This is a genomic window from Streptomyces sp. Root1304 (assembly GCF_001426405.1).
Classification (GTDB): Bacteria; Actinomycetota; Actinomycetes; order Streptomycetales; family Streptomycetaceae; genus Streptomyces.
The window spans coordinates 263,923-278,688 of record NZ_LMEP01000002.1 but is presented as its reverse complement, the minus strand read 5'-3'; the positions used below and the strand labels follow the sequence as shown (position 1 = coordinate 278,688).

At 67.0% G+C, this 14,766-nt stretch carries 21 protein-coding genes and 1 tRNA gene; 18 read left to right on the top strand and 4 right to left on the bottom strand.

Annotated elements, in window-relative coordinates; genetic code table 11:
- Nucleotides 1–48 precede the first annotated feature (48 nt).
- The gene (locus tag ASD33_RS06205; RefSeq protein WP_056554575.1) at nt 49–804 is read right to left on the bottom strand and encodes a GntR family transcriptional regulator; all 756 of its coding nucleotides are present in this window, start codon (nt 802–804) and stop codon (nt 49–51) included.
- A 78-nt stretch (nt 805–882) separates the two neighbouring features.
- Between ASD33_RS06205 and ASD33_RS36090 the strand changes: the two genes are divergently transcribed.
- From ASD33_RS36090 to ASD33_RS06175, 8 genes are all read left to right on the top strand, one after another.
- Nucleotides 883–1,161: a hypothetical protein gene (locus ASD33_RS36090; protein WP_079044599.1), complete on the top strand. Its 279-nt coding sequence runs from the start codon at nt 883–885 to the stop codon at nt 1,159–1,161.
- Nucleotides 1,162–1,173: 12 nt separating this feature from the next.
- Nucleotides 1,174–1,473: a hypothetical protein gene (locus ASD33_RS06200; protein ID WP_056554572.1), complete on the top strand. Its 300-nt coding sequence runs from the start codon at nt 1,174–1,176 to the stop codon at nt 1,471–1,473.
- A gap of 172 nt (nt 1,474–1,645) precedes the next feature.
- On the top strand, nt 1,646–1,870 hold the full coding sequence (locus tag ASD33_RS33880) for a hypothetical protein (RefSeq protein WP_079044597.1): 225 nt from the start codon (nt 1,646–1,648) through the stop codon (nt 1,868–1,870).
- A gap of 8 nt (nt 1,871–1,878) precedes the next feature.
- Complete coding sequence (locus ASD33_RS06190; RefSeq protein ID WP_056554987.1) at nt 1,879–2,550, top strand: GntR family transcriptional regulator; 672 nt, start codon at nt 1,879–1,881, stop codon at nt 2,548–2,550.
- A complete protein-coding gene (locus ASD33_RS06185; RefSeq protein ID WP_056554567.1) occupies nt 2,547–2,867 on the top strand; it encodes a YbaB/EbfC family nucleoid-associated protein in 321 nt (106 codons plus the stop codon). Before ASD33_RS06190 ends, ASD33_RS06185 begins: the two co-directional genes overlap by 4 nt.
- Nucleotides 2,868–3,275: 408 nt before the next feature.
- Nucleotides 3,276–3,818 carry a DUF4365 domain-containing protein gene (locus tag ASD33_RS06180; RefSeq protein ID WP_056554564.1) on the top strand — a complete coding sequence of 181 codons (543 nt, stop codon included), beginning with the start codon at nt 3,276–3,278 and terminating at the stop codon, nt 3,816–3,818.
- The gene (locus ASD33_RS35400; RefSeq protein ID WP_157869999.1) at nt 3,808–5,040 is read left to right on the top strand and encodes a hypothetical protein; all 1,233 of its coding nucleotides are present in this window, start codon (nt 3,808–3,810) and stop codon (nt 5,038–5,040) included. The genes ASD33_RS06180 and ASD33_RS35400 overlap by 11 nt, the downstream gene beginning before the upstream one ends.
- Nucleotides 5,041–5,130: 90 nt before the next feature.
- Nucleotides 5,131–6,117 carry a DUF4365 domain-containing protein gene (locus ASD33_RS06175; protein ID WP_079044595.1) on the top strand — a complete coding sequence of 329 codons (987 nt, stop codon included), beginning with the start codon at nt 5,131–5,133 and terminating at the stop codon, nt 6,115–6,117.
- A 479-nt stretch (nt 6,118–6,596) separates the two neighbouring features.
- Here ASD33_RS06175 and ASD33_RS06170 read toward each other — a convergent pair whose 3' ends face one another.
- Both ASD33_RS06170 and ASD33_RS06165 read right to left on the bottom strand, forming a co-directional pair.
- Nucleotides 6,597–6,953: a hypothetical protein gene (locus ASD33_RS06170; RefSeq protein ID WP_056554558.1), complete on the bottom strand. Its 357-nt coding sequence runs from the start codon at nt 6,951–6,953 to the stop codon at nt 6,597–6,599.
- Complete coding sequence (locus tag ASD33_RS06165) at nt 6,950–7,420, bottom strand: NUDIX domain-containing protein (RefSeq protein WP_056554555.1); 471 nt, start codon at nt 7,418–7,420, stop codon at nt 6,950–6,952. Before ASD33_RS06165 ends, ASD33_RS06170 begins: the two co-directional genes overlap by 4 nt.
- An 18-nt stretch (nt 7,421–7,438) precedes the next feature.
- Here ASD33_RS06165 and ASD33_RS06160 point away from each other — a divergent pair, with 18 nt between their 5' ends.
- The 10 genes from ASD33_RS06160 to ASD33_RS06120 all read left to right on the top strand — a co-directional run bounded on the left by ASD33_RS06160 (nt 7,439) and on the right by ASD33_RS06120 (nt 14,366).
- Nucleotides 7,439–8,218 carry a GntR family transcriptional regulator gene (locus tag ASD33_RS06160; RefSeq protein WP_056554552.1) on the top strand — a complete coding sequence of 260 codons (780 nt, stop codon included), beginning with the start codon at nt 7,439–7,441 and terminating at the stop codon, nt 8,216–8,218.
- A 138-nt stretch (nt 8,219–8,356) separates the two neighbouring features.
- Nucleotides 8,357–8,713, top strand: a complete 357-nt coding sequence (locus ASD33_RS06155; RefSeq protein WP_056554550.1) for a hypothetical protein — start codon at nt 8,357–8,359, stop codon at nt 8,711–8,713.
- Between the two features lie 2 nt (nt 8,714–8,715).
- Complete coding sequence (locus tag ASD33_RS06150) at nt 8,716–10,080, top strand: FtsK/SpoIIIE domain-containing protein (RefSeq protein WP_056554547.1); 1,365 nt, start codon at nt 8,716–8,718, stop codon at nt 10,078–10,080.
- 90 nt (nt 10,081–10,170) lie between these two features.
- Complete coding sequence (locus ASD33_RS06145) at nt 10,171–10,818, top strand: DUF2637 domain-containing protein (RefSeq protein ID WP_056554544.1); 648 nt, start codon at nt 10,171–10,173, stop codon at nt 10,816–10,818.
- A gap of 17 nt (nt 10,819–10,835) precedes the next feature.
- Nucleotides 10,836–11,030, top strand: a complete 195-nt coding sequence (locus tag ASD33_RS06140; RefSeq protein WP_056554541.1) for a mobile element transfer protein — start codon at nt 10,836–10,838, stop codon at nt 11,028–11,030.
- Between the two features lie 13 nt (nt 11,031–11,043).
- Nucleotides 11,044–11,202 (top strand): hypothetical protein, encoded by a 159-nt coding sequence (locus ASD33_RS34860; RefSeq protein WP_017947661.1) that lies wholly within the window; start codon nt 11,044–11,046, stop codon nt 11,200–11,202.
- Between the two features lie 25 nt (nt 11,203–11,227).
- On the top strand, nt 11,228–11,551 hold the full coding sequence (locus ASD33_RS06135) for a hypothetical protein (protein ID WP_056554538.1): 324 nt from the start codon (nt 11,228–11,230) through the stop codon (nt 11,549–11,551).
- Nucleotides 11,552–11,641: 90 nt separating this feature from the next.
- Nucleotides 11,642–13,021, top strand: coding sequence for a replication initiator protein RepSA (gene repSA, locus ASD33_RS06130; RefSeq protein WP_056554535.1), 1,380 nt, complete (start codon nt 11,642–11,644; stop codon nt 13,019–13,021).
- Nucleotides 13,018–13,215 (top strand): helix-turn-helix domain-containing protein, encoded by a 198-nt coding sequence (locus ASD33_RS06125; protein WP_056554532.1) that lies wholly within the window; start codon nt 13,018–13,020, stop codon nt 13,213–13,215. Before repSA ends, ASD33_RS06125 begins: the two co-directional genes overlap by 4 nt.
- Nucleotides 13,215–14,366, top strand: coding sequence for a site-specific integrase (locus ASD33_RS06120; RefSeq protein WP_056554529.1), 1,152 nt, complete (start codon nt 13,215–13,217; stop codon nt 14,364–14,366). Before ASD33_RS06125 ends, ASD33_RS06120 begins: the two co-directional genes overlap by 1 nt.
- Nucleotides 14,367–14,442: 76 nt before the next feature.
- Here the strand turns inward: ASD33_RS06120 and ASD33_RS06115 are convergent.
- Nucleotides 14,443–14,518, bottom strand: a tRNA-Arg gene (locus tag ASD33_RS06115).
- Between the last annotated feature and the right edge of the window lie 248 nt (nt 14,519–14,766).

The following is a 14,766-nucleotide window of genomic DNA, read 5'->3' as shown; positions in this document are numbered from 1 at the left end:
CTCGTCGCCGCCAGGCTTGAGGCAGGGGCCTAGCGGGAGGTGCCGCTGTTATCGCTGGATGGCTACCTCGTAGACGACCTCGCACAGCGAGGCAGGGATCACGATGTCTGCAGTCTCAACGGGGTGGCCCTGGTCGCTGTAGTACGTCCGTCGGATGTGGGTGACGAGCGCGGCCTTCTGGATCCCGAGTAGTGACGCTTCCTCGGCAGTAGCCTGCCGCGGCTCCGGCTGCTCCACGGCATGGCTGACTGTGATGCCGATCTGAGCCATCCGGTTCACGACGCCGGCCCCGGCGTGCGGCCCACCCTCGGGAAGGACGACGAGTGTCCCGCCGGTCAGGTCGTACGGCTCCCAACTCGTCGACAACTGCACAGGCCGACCGTCGGCGAGGAACTCATACACGGTCCGGACGCACAGCTCGCCCTCACCGATCCCGAGCCGCGCAGCGATCTCGGCCGGCGCCGGCTCCTTCGCATCGGTCCGGCTCTCCCAGCCGCCATTCCGTCCCACGGCCTTCATGTCGGCCCGGAACGGGGACCCGTCCGGCTGCTCGCGCGCTGCGGACCGAACCATCCTGACCCGCGCCCGGGGCTCGGCCACATAGGTCCCGGACCCGGCCCGCCCCTCCAACACGCCCTGGGAGATCAGCAACTCCTGGGCTCGGCGGACGACATTCTCGCCCACCCCGCACTCCTGACCGATCTGGGCCCGAGAGGGCAGCCGGTCTCCAGGGGTCCACTCGTGCTCCGCGATCCGCCGCCGCAGTTCGTCGGCGATGCGGAGATAAGGCGGCTGCTCAGGCATATGGAAAATCTAGTCCACTAGCTCTAATCTAGTTAACTAGCTTCACTTAAAGTGATCGCCGGTGACGGAGGCTGCCCTGTGCCTGCTCCAGAAGTAAGCGCGGAGGCCCTGGCCGCCCGGTTGTCAGCCGTCGGACTCACCACACGCGTGGAAGAGCACCCGCGGCACACATCGATCGAAGCGGAGGTACCGGAATCCCTCCCCGCCGAGATATGGCGGGAGGTCCTGGAAGTGGTGGCGACGGCGGACCGATTCGGTCTCCTGGCCACCAGCCTGGGCGGCCGCACCCTCTGGGCCGCCGTGAACAAAGTGGCCCCCGCGACGGGCGATGTCCGGGGACCTGGCCATCAGCGATAGGAGCTGATCAGCATGCTCAACCGTATCCGCCGCGCCATCAGACGCACCAGGGAGCGGTACGCCCAAACGGCCCGGCACCGCGGGGCCTTAACGCCGACGCGTCCGACGCTCATCCTCCCCAAACCGTCCAACGAACTGACGCTGTTCCTCCGACGGCTCGGAGACCGCACGGACTTCCTCGCAGGCGAGGAGACGGCCCTTGTCCGCCCCTACGTCCTGGCCGGCGAGCAGCGGACACGGCAGAGCTCGGCGTTGATCCCGCATCACCTCCTCGCCCACACCTGCTTCGTGCCGGCGGAGGCCCAAGGATGACCCGCGTCCCCACGGCGGCGTCCACGCCCTACCGGTCCAGCGCATGCCGGATCGGCACGCACCACGAGTGCGCACACTCCTCCCCGACGACGGCGCCGATCGACATCCCGGTCATCTACGAGGCGTGTGTCTGCCCCTGCCACTCCCCGGCCATGTCACCGGAGGCCGCCTCATGAACGGCATGCCCCCCGGCGGTGCACTCGCTTCCCCGGTCGAGATCACCACGGCCACGGTCCAGCGCGGCGACGTCATCCAGATCGGCGGCCAACCGTGCCGAGTAGCGGACCTCCGCCAACTCCCCGGCGGCGCCAAGCGCCTCCTTTTCGAATCGGGCGAACTCCTGACGATGCACACCCATACGCGCCTGATCGCCGTACGAGTGCTCAGAAGGTGGTGACCGACCCCATGCCGTCCCTCCGCGACACCATCGCCGCCGACCTCCGGGCGCAGATCACCACCGGCCACCTGAAGGCCGGCGCCCGCCTCCCCTCGGAACCGAGACTCGCCGCCCAGTACAAGGTCAGCACCCCAACCCTGCGCAACGCCCTCGCGCTCCTCCAGGCCGAGGGCCTGATCGAGAAGATCCACGGCAAGGGCAACTACGTCCGCGGCCCGCTCCGCAGACTCACGTACACAGGAGGCCGCCTCATCCCGGACACAGACCTCCACGTCACGATCCGCACCACCACCCTCAGAGCCCACGGAGACCTGATCCCCCTGCTGAAGGTCCCCGCGCGCACGCCGCTGACGGAGTTCCTCTACCTCACCCACTCGGGAGAGTCCCCGCACAGCTTGACCCGCATCTACGTCCCGCGTGACCCGGCGTCGGCCATGCCCTCTTGGCACCTATCCGCTGCGGAGCAGAGCCAAGACCAGATCAGCGCCCGCCTCCCAACCCCCGAGGAAGCGTCGATGCTCCGCATCAGCGCAACCCTGGCCGTCCTCTCCATCACCCGCGTGTCGACCGACACCACCGGCCGAGTGATGGAAGCGGCCCTCCTGGTCCTCCCCAGCGACCGCGCTGACGCACTCTTCACCACTCATCACACGACTGAAGAGAGGGGAACGGAAGGATGACAGCCCACAGCGAGCTCCGCCTCCTCCCGTGGTCGGGCCCCGATGGCAAGCCCTGCTACCTGAGCACCGACGACGACAGCAGCCACCTGTCCCGCCTGGCCGATACCACCGAAGCGATTCAGCTCGGCCTGGCCGACAACCTCGTGAAACACGCGGTGAACGTCCTGGACGACGAGGCAGTGGATCCCGAAGAACTCCGAGAACTGTCCGCAGACCTGGTCGGAGCACTGCGGGACGCCCTCCGTGTGGCGACAAGCCGCGGCCAGCGCCTAGTGACTCCACAACTCCCTGCCCGGGGAGGCGACGCCAGCCCTTGACTGCCGGCAGCAGCTTTCGGCTAGTGCTGCTCCTTCGGAATCAGAGGGCCCTGGGGGATACCCCGGGGCCCTGTTGAGTAGCGACGATTCGGACACGCGACTACGGAGGCCCCCAAGTCTTGCGTATCTCCGCAGGTCAGACCAGCTTTGATTCCGGCCGAGGCACTCGTTGTCTACGTAAAGCTGCACCTGCTCGGCGCCGGTCCCTCTTGGCCGTCTAGCGAGGCAGCCCGCGTCAGCGACCACCTGGCCGGAGCTGACCACAGTCAGGGACCTTGCGCCGGAGCCCTAGCCTCCGCGCACACGCATTCTTCACTATCGCTTACCTTCCGCATGCTGTTGATCTAGCCTCGGTTGCAGCTTGGGGCGATGTGTAGCGAGGTACGCCGACGGGGAGGGCATGAACGCGTGGGTCGTATCGAGGCGGTGAACGACGACACCTTCACTGCTTTCATGGAGCAGCTCCAGGAGGGCTATGTTGCGGCTGTGGCTGCTACCGCTGGCTGCGCCATGGAGTCTGTCAGACGCGACGTCTATGGTATGGATGCGTTGCTGGTACGTCCTCCCGAAGGTGTCGGCAAGCAGGAGGTCAGCGTGTTCGCTCAGCTGAAGAACACAACGACGCTCCGGCCTGACCCCAAGAAGGACACGTTCGGCTACCAGCTGAAGAAGCGTGAGTACTTTGATCGACTGGCGCTGCAGCGCAAGGACCCCAAGGCGATCTTGATCGTCATGGCGACGTCGGTTAGGCAAGCAGACTGGACCAAGGCGAGTCATGATCGACTTGAGGTGAGTCACTGCTGCTACTGGGTCTCCCTCGAAGGGCAGGCCGCGAAGGAAGGCGTGGAGAGTCAGACCGTACGCATCCCGACTGCGAACGTGTTCGACGCCAACGCTCTTGCCAACATTCTCGATAAGCTGGACAGGGGTGAATCGCTCAATGAATATTGATGACGAACTCTTCATCCCTGAAGGTGTAGATCCGAATAAGCTGGCTCTCATCCTCAGCGAGGTGGGCTGGACCCTTGTTGGCGGAAGGGATGGGTCCTACGGGAGATTCTCCCCTCCGAACGAAGGTGCGAACCTTCTGGTGCCGCTTGACGAGCAAGCGCCGGAATTCTCATTCCTGATGGAAGCTGCATTGCGTCAGCTCTCAGAGGATCGGGATCTATGGACCAGGACGCTTTCCCCCAGGTTGATTGTAGACATCGCCGACGAGTTTAAGTTTCGACGTGAATCATCAGCTCCGAGCGGGATGATCTCGTGGCGCGCAGGCGAGCAGCTAATTTCTTCAGCAAGGCGCACGCTCCTGGCGGGTGCGAAATCCTACATGGCGCCAATCCGTCACTTTAGTAACAAGTTTGGGCAATTCGCTAACCGGTATCTAGATTCCGTGCTGATGGGCCAGACGGCGCCCGGTAGCTACATCGTCACCGCCTACGCGCAGGCCGATTCAGTGGTCCCCATCCATGGTGGATCACGAGCCTTGCCCGACCTGGTCGGGGCCAACGTAGCTCAGTCTCGCCAAGTGAGCCTTGCGGTCATCAGAGCCGTGGAGGCGACTGTCGAGGCCGTTGAGCACTTCAGGCATCACCACTCCTTGTCTGGGTTCGAGGAGGGAGTGAATAGCGGCGTATCCTACGAAATGGCGACGGCGCTGCTTGCTATGACGTCTAATTCCGACGGTGCTGATATCTCCGTCGATCTAAATTCTGCCCTTCCCGTGCCTGGGAAAAGTGGCTCAGTGCGATTCGACTTGCGCGGTAGTGACGCTCCGATCCTAGAGAGGGCCGCCAATGTGCTAGTCGAGCAAGGTCCTTCTGAGCGTGCGGTGATTTCAGGAAGGGTTCACCTCCTAGCTAAGAAGGTTGCCGGGAGCCCGGGAGTATTTGGCGTCGAATCCCTCACTGGAGAGCAACCCAAGAAGGTTAGAGTGCGGCTCGCGGAAGAAGAGGATTACCACGAGGCTGTTCGTGCTCACGAAGAAGATCTTGCGATTCGAGTTAGCGGGAACTTGGAGCGCGAGGGGACTTTGAACTGGCTGTACAACGCCACCGTCGTGGAGACGCTCGGGCCGATCGAGTCGCTTATGCAGCGACGCGGACGACCTGTGCGACCCTCTGCTGTCGAAGGGCAGATAGACCTTTTCGGCGACGAGCCTCGGGGGGAATGAAGGATCAGCGGACCAAGCGCGTCCCGACCGTTCGCCCTGCTGCACTATCTCGACTGATCACCCGTGTCGATATTTTAGGTGGGGAGGGGCATGTCTCGCTATAGCGATAGCCCAAAGGTGCCAGGTAGTAAATTCACGGAAAGGAAAGGGGTCAGGAAAGTAGATGAAATCACCGAAGAATCCGGGTGTCTCTGGCGTGAGACGCAGATGCATGATGTGGGAATTGACGGGCAGATCGAGTATGTAGATGCCGAAGGTCGAGCTACCGGTAGGCTCGCTGCAGTGCAGATCAAGTCGGGTTCGTCATACTTCTCCAAGCGAGCTGACGGCATCGTCAGATTCAAGCCCGAGGCAAAGCATCGAAACTACTGGGCGTCATTCCCCATCCCTGTCGTCATCGTCCTGTATCACCCGGACGAGGATCTCGCCATCTGGGGAGATGCTCGGCACCAACTCCGAGCCGATCTTGATGCGGAGCTGCGTGTTTCCGAGAGTCAGCGCCTAGACGCTGGCGCAGTTCTCGAAATTCTCAGCCTCGACGGCGAACTACCCGTTCTTGGCTTCGATCCAACAGGCCTGCTCAGAGAGATGCTGGATCAAACCAACGGGATGCATGGGACCAGCCAATCATTCTTCGATCTGTTCTTCCATGGCCTAACCGATGTCGGGAATTGCCTCTACTTCGGGATGGATCTATTTGGCGAGATCATGAGGGAGAAGGATATCTACCTTGAGCATCAAGATAGATTGCTGTCTTGGGGTGCGGAGGACTATGAATTCCTTGACCGATACGTTTCCTTCCTCCTTGCTCACGACTTGGTTCGCCTGGACTTCGATAACCTGAGGCGAAGCGCCGACGACGGCATGGTTGGAATGTTCATTGCACCTCTAACGCCCAAAGGTAGAGACCTGGTCAGGGCGGCATCCGAACTCGACAGGGAATTCTCCCCCTCGACCGGCGGGTACCGCTCGCTAGCGCAGGAGCGAATGGTTCGCATCCTCTTCCGTGATTCAGGGGAGCGCCTCTTGCATATCGAGAAGTTCAAGGGGGCATTCCGTAGGCGCCTGAAGTCTTAGCGACAGATCGCGCGCCAATCTCTTGAGCCGCGTCCGAGGTGCTCACGTGAACCCACCGCTCGCCCCCCAACTCCCATCCCGTCTGCCGTCGACCCACACACCGTGGAGCAGGCGCGGTGCCGGGCGTCCAGGTGGAGCGCGCCACTGTACGAACGACCTGGACCGGTGCCGTGTCTGCTCGGCTCTGCCTGGGTCGATGGCAGGCGTGATGGGAGCCCCCACCTCCGCCACGACGCTGCCGGCAGACGCCCATGGCCCCTCCATCCCGGAGCCTGAGCGCCCCCGCCGGAGGCATCGCCTTGAGCCGCACTCGCGTGCCGCCTCGGCCGCCCATGGGTTCGTCGCCCATCAACCCGAGCCGTCAGGCGTGCGGACGGCGGCCGGGCTGGAGCGGGGCGGAGACAGGAGCGCAGGCCCGGACGACGGGCCGCGCGCGCCGCGCCGTGCGCGGCGGGTGCCTTGATGAAGTAGGGAAACTCTTACCGCGCTGGCTGTTGGCGCTCCGCTTGGAACTGGTCGAGCAGGGTGAAGAACAGTGCAATTGCTGAGGTGCTGGTGCTCTCTGCTTCGTGCTCGATCTCTATCGCCCAGCCCCGGGCCGGGAGGCAGTCGTTGCGCTGACCGAGCCAAGCGTCGAACGGAGAGATGCCACCCGGCGTCCAGAACGGGAAGTCTTCCTTGGCGTTGTACACCGCCATCGCCACGCGGTAGCCAGTGAGCATGGCCCCCAGGTGCGTAAGAGAGCCGTGGCGAACCCACCCCTCGGGATGAAGGCGGACCCGGTGCAGGAAGTCGTAGACGTTCTCGAACTCGTTCAGTTGCTTCGGCTGCGTCATGCGGACTTCTTCGAGAGATGCTGGCCGTCGTGGCTTCGGACGTGGGGGCCCGCTTCGTCCAGGGCGTCCAAGAGGCGGATGGCGTAGACCTCGGTCATTCGGGCGGTGATCTCTTCCGGGGTGAGCCACTCGACCGCGGTCGACTCCGTCGAGGTTCGCTCCTCGCCGCCTGCCGGCTTGCAGCGGAAGACCAACGCCACGATGCCCCGGGTCGTGTTCTTGTAGACCCCGGTCAGTTCCTCGACCTCTACCCTGATGCCTGTTTCTTCCCAGACCTCGCGGGCCACGCCCTCTTCGGGGGCCTCCGTGAGTTCGAGCACGCCGCCCGGGAGTTCCCACGTGCCGTTGTCCGCGCGGCGGATCGCCAGGAGTCGGCCGTCTTCTCGCACGACCGCGCCCGCGACCGACACGGAGTGCAGTGGCGTTGACGTCGTCTCTCGGGCGCTGTTACTCATGTACAGGAGCATAGGAGAGTGAGAAGGACTATGGGAACGACAGCAGGAGGTGGTAGGGCCGTACCTCGGTACGTCCAGATCGCCGAGGAGATCGTGCAGCAGATCCGGGCCGGCGTACTCAAGCCTGGCGACCTGGTGCCGAGTGAGTCCGAGCTCGTCGAGCGGTACGGCGTCGCCGGCGGGACCATCCGTAAGGCGATGGTCGAGGTTCGTGCGAGCGGGCTCGTGGAGACGCGGCACGGTAAGGGGTCGATCGTGAAGGACCGGCCGCCCGTGCGGCTGCGCTCCTCGGATCGGTTCCGGGCCTCGCACCGCCGGGGTGGGAAGGCTGCCTACCTTGCCGAGTCCGCCCAGTCCGGTGCGACCGCCAAGGTCAGCGTCCTCTACATCGGGCCGATGGAAGCGCCGGAGGGCATCGCCGAGCGCCTGGGTGTCGACACCGGTACGCAAGTGCTCGCGCGGCGGCGTCTGTACTTCCGTAACGGCGTTCCCGTTGAGACCGCCTCCTCCTACCTTCCGTGGGACGTGGTCAAGGACATCCCTCAGCTCTTCTCCGAGAACCCTGGGCCCGGCGGCATCTACGCCCGCTTGGAGGACGACGGGCACGTCTTCACCGAGTTCGTCGAGACGTTGCAGGCTCGGCCAGCTGCCAAGGCCGAAGCCTCCGAACTCGCGCTGAGCCCCGGGGCGCCCGTCGTTCACCTGCTGCGGAACGCCGTCACCAAGACCGGTCGCGTCGTCGAGGTCTGCGACACCCTCATGGCCGCTGACCAGTTCGTTTTCGAGTATCGGATCCCTGCCGCTGACTGACGGGCGGTCAACTCTCCTCAGCCCGCTCGGACTTCTTCGCCCGGGCGGGTTGACTCATGTATAGGAGTCGGGCACTCTTCTTCATGTCACTCATATACATGAGTGACGGAGTCCAGCACTTCTAGAGGAGTGATCTCTGTGCGCACGATCCCTGTCGACACCTCCGCGGCCTCCGTGATGGTCGCCCTGCCCCCGCAGCCCAAGGTGAAGGACCGCCGTACCGGCGAGCGCGCCATGGACGCCGAGACCGGCGCCGCGCTGTCGACCGTGGACGTCATGTTCGCGGCGAACGGTGAGGTGGAGATCCTGACCGTGACCGTCCCGGAGACCGGTGTCTCCGCCGACCTGGTCATGGGCACCCCCGTCGCGGTCACCGGCCTCGTCGCCCGGCCCTGGGAGAACGAGTTCAACGGACAGCGCCGGCACGGCATCGCCTTCCGGGCCGTTGCGGTCACCTCGCTCGTCGCCTCCGCCTCGACCACGAAGGCCGCCTGATCATGCGGTGGTTGATCGCGTCCGTCGCGCTGGTCGCCGTCCTTGCGGGGCTCCTGCGGTGGCGGCGGCCCACCTGGTACTGGCTGACCTTCGGGGTCGTGCTCGCCGTCCTTCGGGTCCTGGTCCGGTACTCCTCGGTCATGGATGCCTGCGGGCTGACCGTTCCGCCGCCCCGCTGGCGTCTCGCCCTTGCCAGGATGGCCAACCGGCCCGTACCGGAGCCGCGGGCGCCCCGCATCCTGCGGCTCCGGCCGACCCGGACCGGCCTCGTCTTACGGCTAGGGCTCCGTCCGGGGCAGGACGCCTTCGACGTGGCTGCCTCGTGCGACCGGTTGCGGCACTCGTTCGGCATGTACGGCGTGGCCTCGCGAGAGATCCGCTCCGGCGTCGTCGAACTCCGGATGACCGGATACGACGTGCTCAAGCGGGTTCAGATGCCCGCCGGCGCCAAGCGCTCGCCCATGCGTGTGCCGGTCGCCCTGCGCGAGGACGGAGCCGTCCACTACCGCGACTACCGCACCACCCCACACGCCCTCACTATCGGTGCGACCAAGTCCGGGAAGTCCGTCTACCAGCGGAACCTGGTCGCCGAACTCACGCCGCAGGACGTCGCCTTGGTGGGGATCGACTGCAAGCAGGGGGTCGAGCTGTTTCCTCTGGCTCGCCGTTTCTCCGCCCTCGCTGACAACCCCGACACCGCCGCCGACCTCCTCGACGCCCTCATCGCGCACATGGAAGGCGTCTACCGACTCATCCGCGCCGAACAGCGCATCACCGCCGACACCCCGGACGCCGACATCGCCGCCGACATCTGGGACCTGCCCGACCAGCTCCGTCCCGTTCCCGTCGTCGTCCTCGTCGACGAGGTCGCCGAACTCGCCCTCTTCGCCACGAAGGAGGAAGAGAAGCGACGAGACCGGATCATCACCGCGATTGCTCGACTCGCCCAGCTCGGCCGCGCCGCCGGCATCTATCTGGAGATCTGCGGACAGCGCTTCGGCTCCGAACTCGGCAAGGGCATCACGATGCTCCGTGCCCAGCTCAGCGTCCGTACCGCCCACCGCGTCAACGACGAGACCAGCGCCAACATGACCTTCGGCGACATCGCACCGGACGCCGTCCTCGCCACCATCCAGATCCCCGTCACCTCTCCCGGCCTCGCCATCACCGGCGACGCCTCCGGCGGCTGGTCCCGGGTCCGTACGCCGCACACCTCGCTCCGTACGGCCGTCAATGTCTGCAACAAGTACGCACACCTCACCCCGGACCTGCCCGGCCTCGCCGCCTTCCGGCCAGCCATCGAGCCGTCCGTAGACCTGGTCAAGATCCCGGCTCCGGCGGCTGCCGAGTCCCCGGCGACCGTCTGAACCTCCCCGCTCCATCCGGTCGGCGCGACCACATCGCGCCACATCCCTACCCCCGCCATGCCCAAAACGCCCGTATAAGGAGGTGGCCGCATGACCAGCAAGCTCCGCGTCGACGCCGTGCTGATCCAAGCCCTGATCGCCGGTGCGCTGTCCTTCGCCCACCTGCACGACCTGGCCGCCGCTGCCGGACAGACCGGTTGGAAGGCGTGGGCCTACCCCGTCTCCGTCGATCTGCTCCTGGTCGCCGCTTGGCGCCGGCTCCGCTCGGACGGCTCGTCCCGGCTCGCCTGGTGCTGGTTCCTGGTGTCCCTGTTCGCCTCGCTCGGCGCGAACGTCGCCACCGCCGGGTTCCTCGACCTCGCCGACCCGCCCGCCTGGCTTCGCTTCGGTATCGCCGGATGGCCCGCGGTCGCGTTCCTCGGTGGCACGCTCCTCGCCCACTCCTCCGCCCCTCCAGTCGAGACGGAGACGGGTCCCGTGCCGGAACCGCTGGTCGAGCCGGAACCGGTCAGCCTCATGCCGACCCCACCCGAGTACGTCGCCGAGTCGGAGCCTGTCCCGCCGGAACCGGCCATCGCCCCCGCCGCGCCCGTCCCGGCCGCTCTCGTCGACCACGCCCGCAAGGTCGCTGCCGACCACCTCACCCGTACCGGCCGGCCCATCGACACCGACGCCCTACGTGCCCGCCTCGGCGTCCCCGCGCCCATGGCCGACGCCATCGCCGCCCAACTCGCCTGATCAGAACGGAGAACGTCATGGCACCCCGCGACCACTTCCACTCCGTGATGCGGATCGGCCCCGTGCAGATCGGCACCCACCGCGACCGCCACGGCCGCACGAAGTACGCCGCCGTCTGCACCTCCGACCGCTGCGGCTGGTCCTCCGACTACTCCAGCTCCGCCGCCGCCCAGCTCGCGGCCCGTACCCACCGCTGCCGCATCTCCGACTGAACGGAAGCTCCTCGTGGACGTCCCGCTCTGGCTCGCCCTGATCGTCGTCGGTGCCCTCGGCATCAAGCTCATCCGCCCGCCCTGGTGGCTCGTCGCCGTGCTCCTCCTCGGCGGCTTCCTCCTCGCCGACAGCCTGCTGGCCCCCGTCATCGACACCGCGATCTCCAAGTGACCTGACCCGGAAGGGAGAACCATCCATGCTCCGACCCAAGATCCCGACCATGCCGCTGCCGACCGGCGTCGTCACCCCGCCCGCCGTCGTCGAGCCGACCGCGATCCAGACCGCGCAGTTCCCGGCCCCGGTCGCTCCGATGCCCGCCCCGGCGGCTCCGGCCCGGCCCACCGTCCAGATCACGCCCGGCACCGCGCTCGCCGTCATCGGAGCCGGCACCGCCGTCGTCCTGGTCGTCGGCACGGTCCTGGTCTCGATACTCCTCGCGACCGCCGTCACTGCCGCATCGGTCGCCGTCTGCGCCGTCGTCGTCCGCTCGCTGATGGCGTCCTCGACCCGGCGCCGCTGACCGGCCCCCGGGCGGCCTCGATACCGCCAAGCATCCGCCGCCCGGGAGCCGTACCCCTCGCCGATCTCTCAACCGGAAGGAACACCCATCATGGAACAGCGCACCGCCGCCACCGCGGCGGGCCTGGACCCGGCCACCCTCCACGACGTCCTCCGAGTCGCCGCCGCCCCCGACTTCGACCGCTGGCGGGACCAGGTGCACCGCACCGGCGGCTGCTCCGATCCCGTCCACCTGACCGGCTGGTCCCTCGCCAAGGACCGCACATCCGGCGAGACCCTGCGCCGGTACTCCACCGACACCGAACCCGGCGGGCGCCTCCGCGTCGCCTGCGGAAACCGCCGCGCCTCCCGCTGCCCCTCCTGCGCCCACACGTACTCCGGGGACACCTACCACCTGATCCGCGCGGGCCTGGCCGGCGACGAGGCCAAGGACATCCCGGCGACCGTCCGCGACCACCCCCGGGTGTTCGCCACCCTCACCGCCCCGTCCTTCGGCCCCGTGCACAACCGGCCCGACCGCGGCGCCTGCCGCTGCGGCACCCTCCACCCGGAGAACGACCCCGTCCTGGGGACGGCGCTCGACCCCGAGTCGTACGACTACGCCGGAGCCGTGCTCTTCAACAATCATGCCGGACAGCTCTGGCAACGCTTCACCAACCGCCTGCGTCGCGAGCTGGCCGCCCGCGCGGGGCTCACCCAGCGCGAGCTGAAGGACGCGTTACGGGTCTCGTATGGGAAGGTCGCCGAGTTCCAGAAGCGCGGCGCGATCCACTTCCACGCGGTGATCCGCCTCGACGGGCCGGACGGTCCTGGTACTACCCCACCCTCCTGGGCAACCGTGCGGCTCCTCGACGACGCCGTCCGCGCTGCTGCTGTCCACGCGTACACGACCATCGCCGTCCCGGCCGCCGGGGACCAACCGCGTCGGCGGTTCCAGTGGGGTCGCCAGCTCGACATCCGACCGGTGAAGGCGTTCGGCGACGGCTCCGACATCACCGAGCAGGCTGTGGCCGCGTACGTCGCGAAGTACGCCACCAAGGCGGCTGAGACCACGGGCAGCCTCGATCGGCGCATCGGCAACCGGGAGGTGCTCGACCTCCTGGACGTCGCCGACCACCCGCGCCGCCTCATCGAGGCCTGCCTCGACCTCGCTCCGCTCTACCCGGACCGCAAGCTCACCGCCTGGGCCCACATGCTCGGCTTCCGCGGCCACTTCTCCACCAAGTCACGCCGCTACTCGACCACCCTCGGCGCCCTCCGCCAGGTCCGCGCCGACTACCGCGCCGCGCAGGAAGGCCACACCGATCCGGACACCGTGCTCGTACTCGCCTCCTGGCAGTACGCCGGACACGGCCACACCCCCGGTGAGGCCGCCCTCGCCGCGACCATCTCGCGCGGTATCCAGCTCAACCGCCAGACCGCCCGTGAAGCCCTACGCGACCAACTGGCCCCGGAAGGAGCCGCAGCATGACCACCGCCATTGTCACCACCGACGAACTGCTGACTGTCCCCGAGGTCATGTCCCGGCTCAAGCTCGGACGCTCCACGGTCTACGACCTCATTCGCTCGCGGCGGCTCACCTCGATCACGGTCGGCCGCTCGCGCCGCATCCCGGTCGACGCCGTGCGGGACTTCATCTCGTACGAGATCGGGGAGGCCGCCTGATGGCCACCCAGCGCAAGCGCAACCCGAACGGCGCCGGCACCATCACCCAGCGGAAGGACGGCCGCTTCCAGGCTGCTGTGTACGTCCTCCAGCCGGACGGCACCCGCGCCCGGAAGTTCGCGTACGGCAAGACCTGGGCCGAGTGCGACACCAAGCGCCGCGCGCTCCTCGAAGCGGTCGACAACGGCATCCCCGTGCCGACCCGCTCGGCGAAGCTCTCCGAGTGGCTCCCGTACTGGCTCGACAACGTCGTCCAACCGCGCCGCAAGCTCAGCACGTACGACAAGTACGAGGCACACGTCCGCCTCTACCTCGTCCCGCTGATCGGATCCAAGCGGCTGGAGTCCCTGAGCGTGGCGGATGTCCGGCGCTTCCTCGTCCAACTGGAGAAGAAGACCACCTCCGCCACGGCCAAGGAGACCCATCGCGTCCTGCGGACCGCCCTCACGGCCGCCTGTCGCGAGGAGCTGATCACGCGCAACGTGGCCACCCTCGTCGAGCCGCCCCGGCCGAAACCGCGGGAGCTGAGCCCCTGGTCCTTGGACGAGACGCTCGACTTCCTCGCCGCCTCCCGCCGGGACCCGCTGTACGCGGCCTTCGTCCTCGCCATCGCCATGGGGCTGCGTCGGGGCGAGCTGGTCGGGCTCCGCTGGGCGGACATCGACCTCGACAAGCGCGTCCTGTACGTCCGCCAGCAGACGCAGCGCCGCCGAGGGGTCCTGTACGACGACGATCCCAAGGGGCGCCGACGGCGTGCGGTACCGCTGCCTGCCATGTGCATCGCACCCCTCCGGTGGCACCGGATGCGGCAGAACGATCAGCGGGCCAAGGCGGGGGAGGAGTGGAAGGGGAGTGACTGCGTCTTCACTACGCGTACAGGTAGCCCCGTCGAGCCGCGGAACGTGTACCGCTCCTTCACCCGCGTCGCCGCCTCCGCCGGGCTCCGCGTCATCCGGCTCCACGACGCCCGGCACGGGTGCGCGACCCTGCTCACCGCCGCCGGCGTCGCGCCCCGCGTCGTGATGGAGATCCTCGGGCACAGCCAGATCAGCATCACCATGGACGTGTACACGCACGTCGTCCAGGACACGCAGCGAGAGGCGATCAGTCACATGGACCGGCTGCTCAAGAGGCGGCCCGGTCGTCCCTGACCGTCGCCGTTGATGTCAGACGTGGATGTCAGAAGGGCCCCACCTACGGAAATCCGGAGGTGGGGCCCTTCTGAACTGGTGCCCCCGGCAGGATTCGAACCTGCGACACCCGCTTTAGGAGAGCGGTGCTCTATCCCCTGAGCTACGAAGGCGGGGCTTGTCGAAGACCGTGCCGGAAACCCCAGTGGGGGTGCCGGGGCGGTTATGACAAACGCCCTGGTCAGGGGCTTTCGGGCTGATGCCTGGGAGGTGTCTCGGGAGACACTTTCCCTGGCAGGTGCCGTGGAGGCCGACTGACCGCTGACAGCCTAGCGGATAGGGGTCAGGGAGGTCGCCCCTGTTGTCGCCGGAGGCCGTCGTGTGCCGGGGATGGGGCTCTGGCCTGGGGAGTTCTGGTGCG

Coding starts and splice junctions, on each gene's coding strand:
- ASD33_RS06200 (WP_056554572.1), top strand. CDS start 1,174: ATGCTCAACCGTATCCGCCGCGCCATCAGACGCACCAGGGAGCGGTAC.
- ASD33_RS06140 (WP_056554541.1), top strand. CDS start 10,836: ATGGCACCCCGCGACCACTTCCACTCCGTGATGCGGATCGGCCCCGTG.
- ASD33_RS06165 (WP_056554555.1), bottom strand. CDS start 7,420: ATGCTCCTGTACATGAGTAACAGCGCCCGAGAGACGACGTCAACGCCA.
- ASD33_RS33880 (WP_079044597.1), top strand. CDS start 1,646: ATGAACGGCATGCCCCCCGGCGGTGCACTCGCTTCCCCGGTCGAGATC.
- ASD33_RS06170 (WP_056554558.1), bottom strand. CDS start 6,953: ATGACGCAGCCGAAGCAACTGAACGAGTTCGAGAACGTCTACGACTTC.
- ASD33_RS06145 (WP_056554544.1), top strand. CDS start 10,171: ATGACCAGCAAGCTCCGCGTCGACGCCGTGCTGATCCAAGCCCTGATC.
- ASD33_RS35400 (WP_157869999.1), top strand. CDS start 3,808: ATGAATATTGATGACGAACTCTTCATCCCTGAAGGTGTAGATCCGAAT.
- ASD33_RS06135 (WP_056554538.1), top strand. CDS start 11,228: ATGCTCCGACCCAAGATCCCGACCATGCCGCTGCCGACCGGCGTCGTC.
- ASD33_RS06120 (WP_056554529.1), top strand. CDS start 13,215: ATGGCCACCCAGCGCAAGCGCAACCCGAACGGCGCCGGCACCATCACC.
- ASD33_RS06175 (WP_079044595.1), top strand. CDS start 5,131: ATGTCTCGCTATAGCGATAGCCCAAAGGTGCCAGGTAGTAAATTCACG.
- ASD33_RS06125 (WP_056554532.1), top strand. CDS start 13,018: ATGACCACCGCCATTGTCACCACCGACGAACTGCTGACTGTCCCCGAG.
- ASD33_RS06205 (WP_056554575.1), bottom strand. CDS start 804: ATGCCTGAGCAGCCGCCTTATCTCCGCATCGCCGACGAACTGCGGCGG.
- ASD33_RS06185 (WP_056554567.1), top strand. CDS start 2,547: ATGACAGCCCACAGCGAGCTCCGCCTCCTCCCGTGGTCGGGCCCCGAT.
- repSA (WP_056554535.1), top strand. CDS start 11,642: ATGGAACAGCGCACCGCCGCCACCGCGGCGGGCCTGGACCCGGCCACC.
- ASD33_RS06160 (WP_056554552.1), top strand. CDS start 7,439: ATGGGAACGACAGCAGGAGGTGGTAGGGCCGTACCTCGGTACGTCCAG.
- ASD33_RS06190 (WP_056554987.1), top strand. CDS start 1,879: ATGCCGTCCCTCCGCGACACCATCGCCGCCGACCTCCGGGCGCAGATC.
- ASD33_RS06150 (WP_056554547.1), top strand. CDS start 8,716: ATGCGGTGGTTGATCGCGTCCGTCGCGCTGGTCGCCGTCCTTGCGGGG.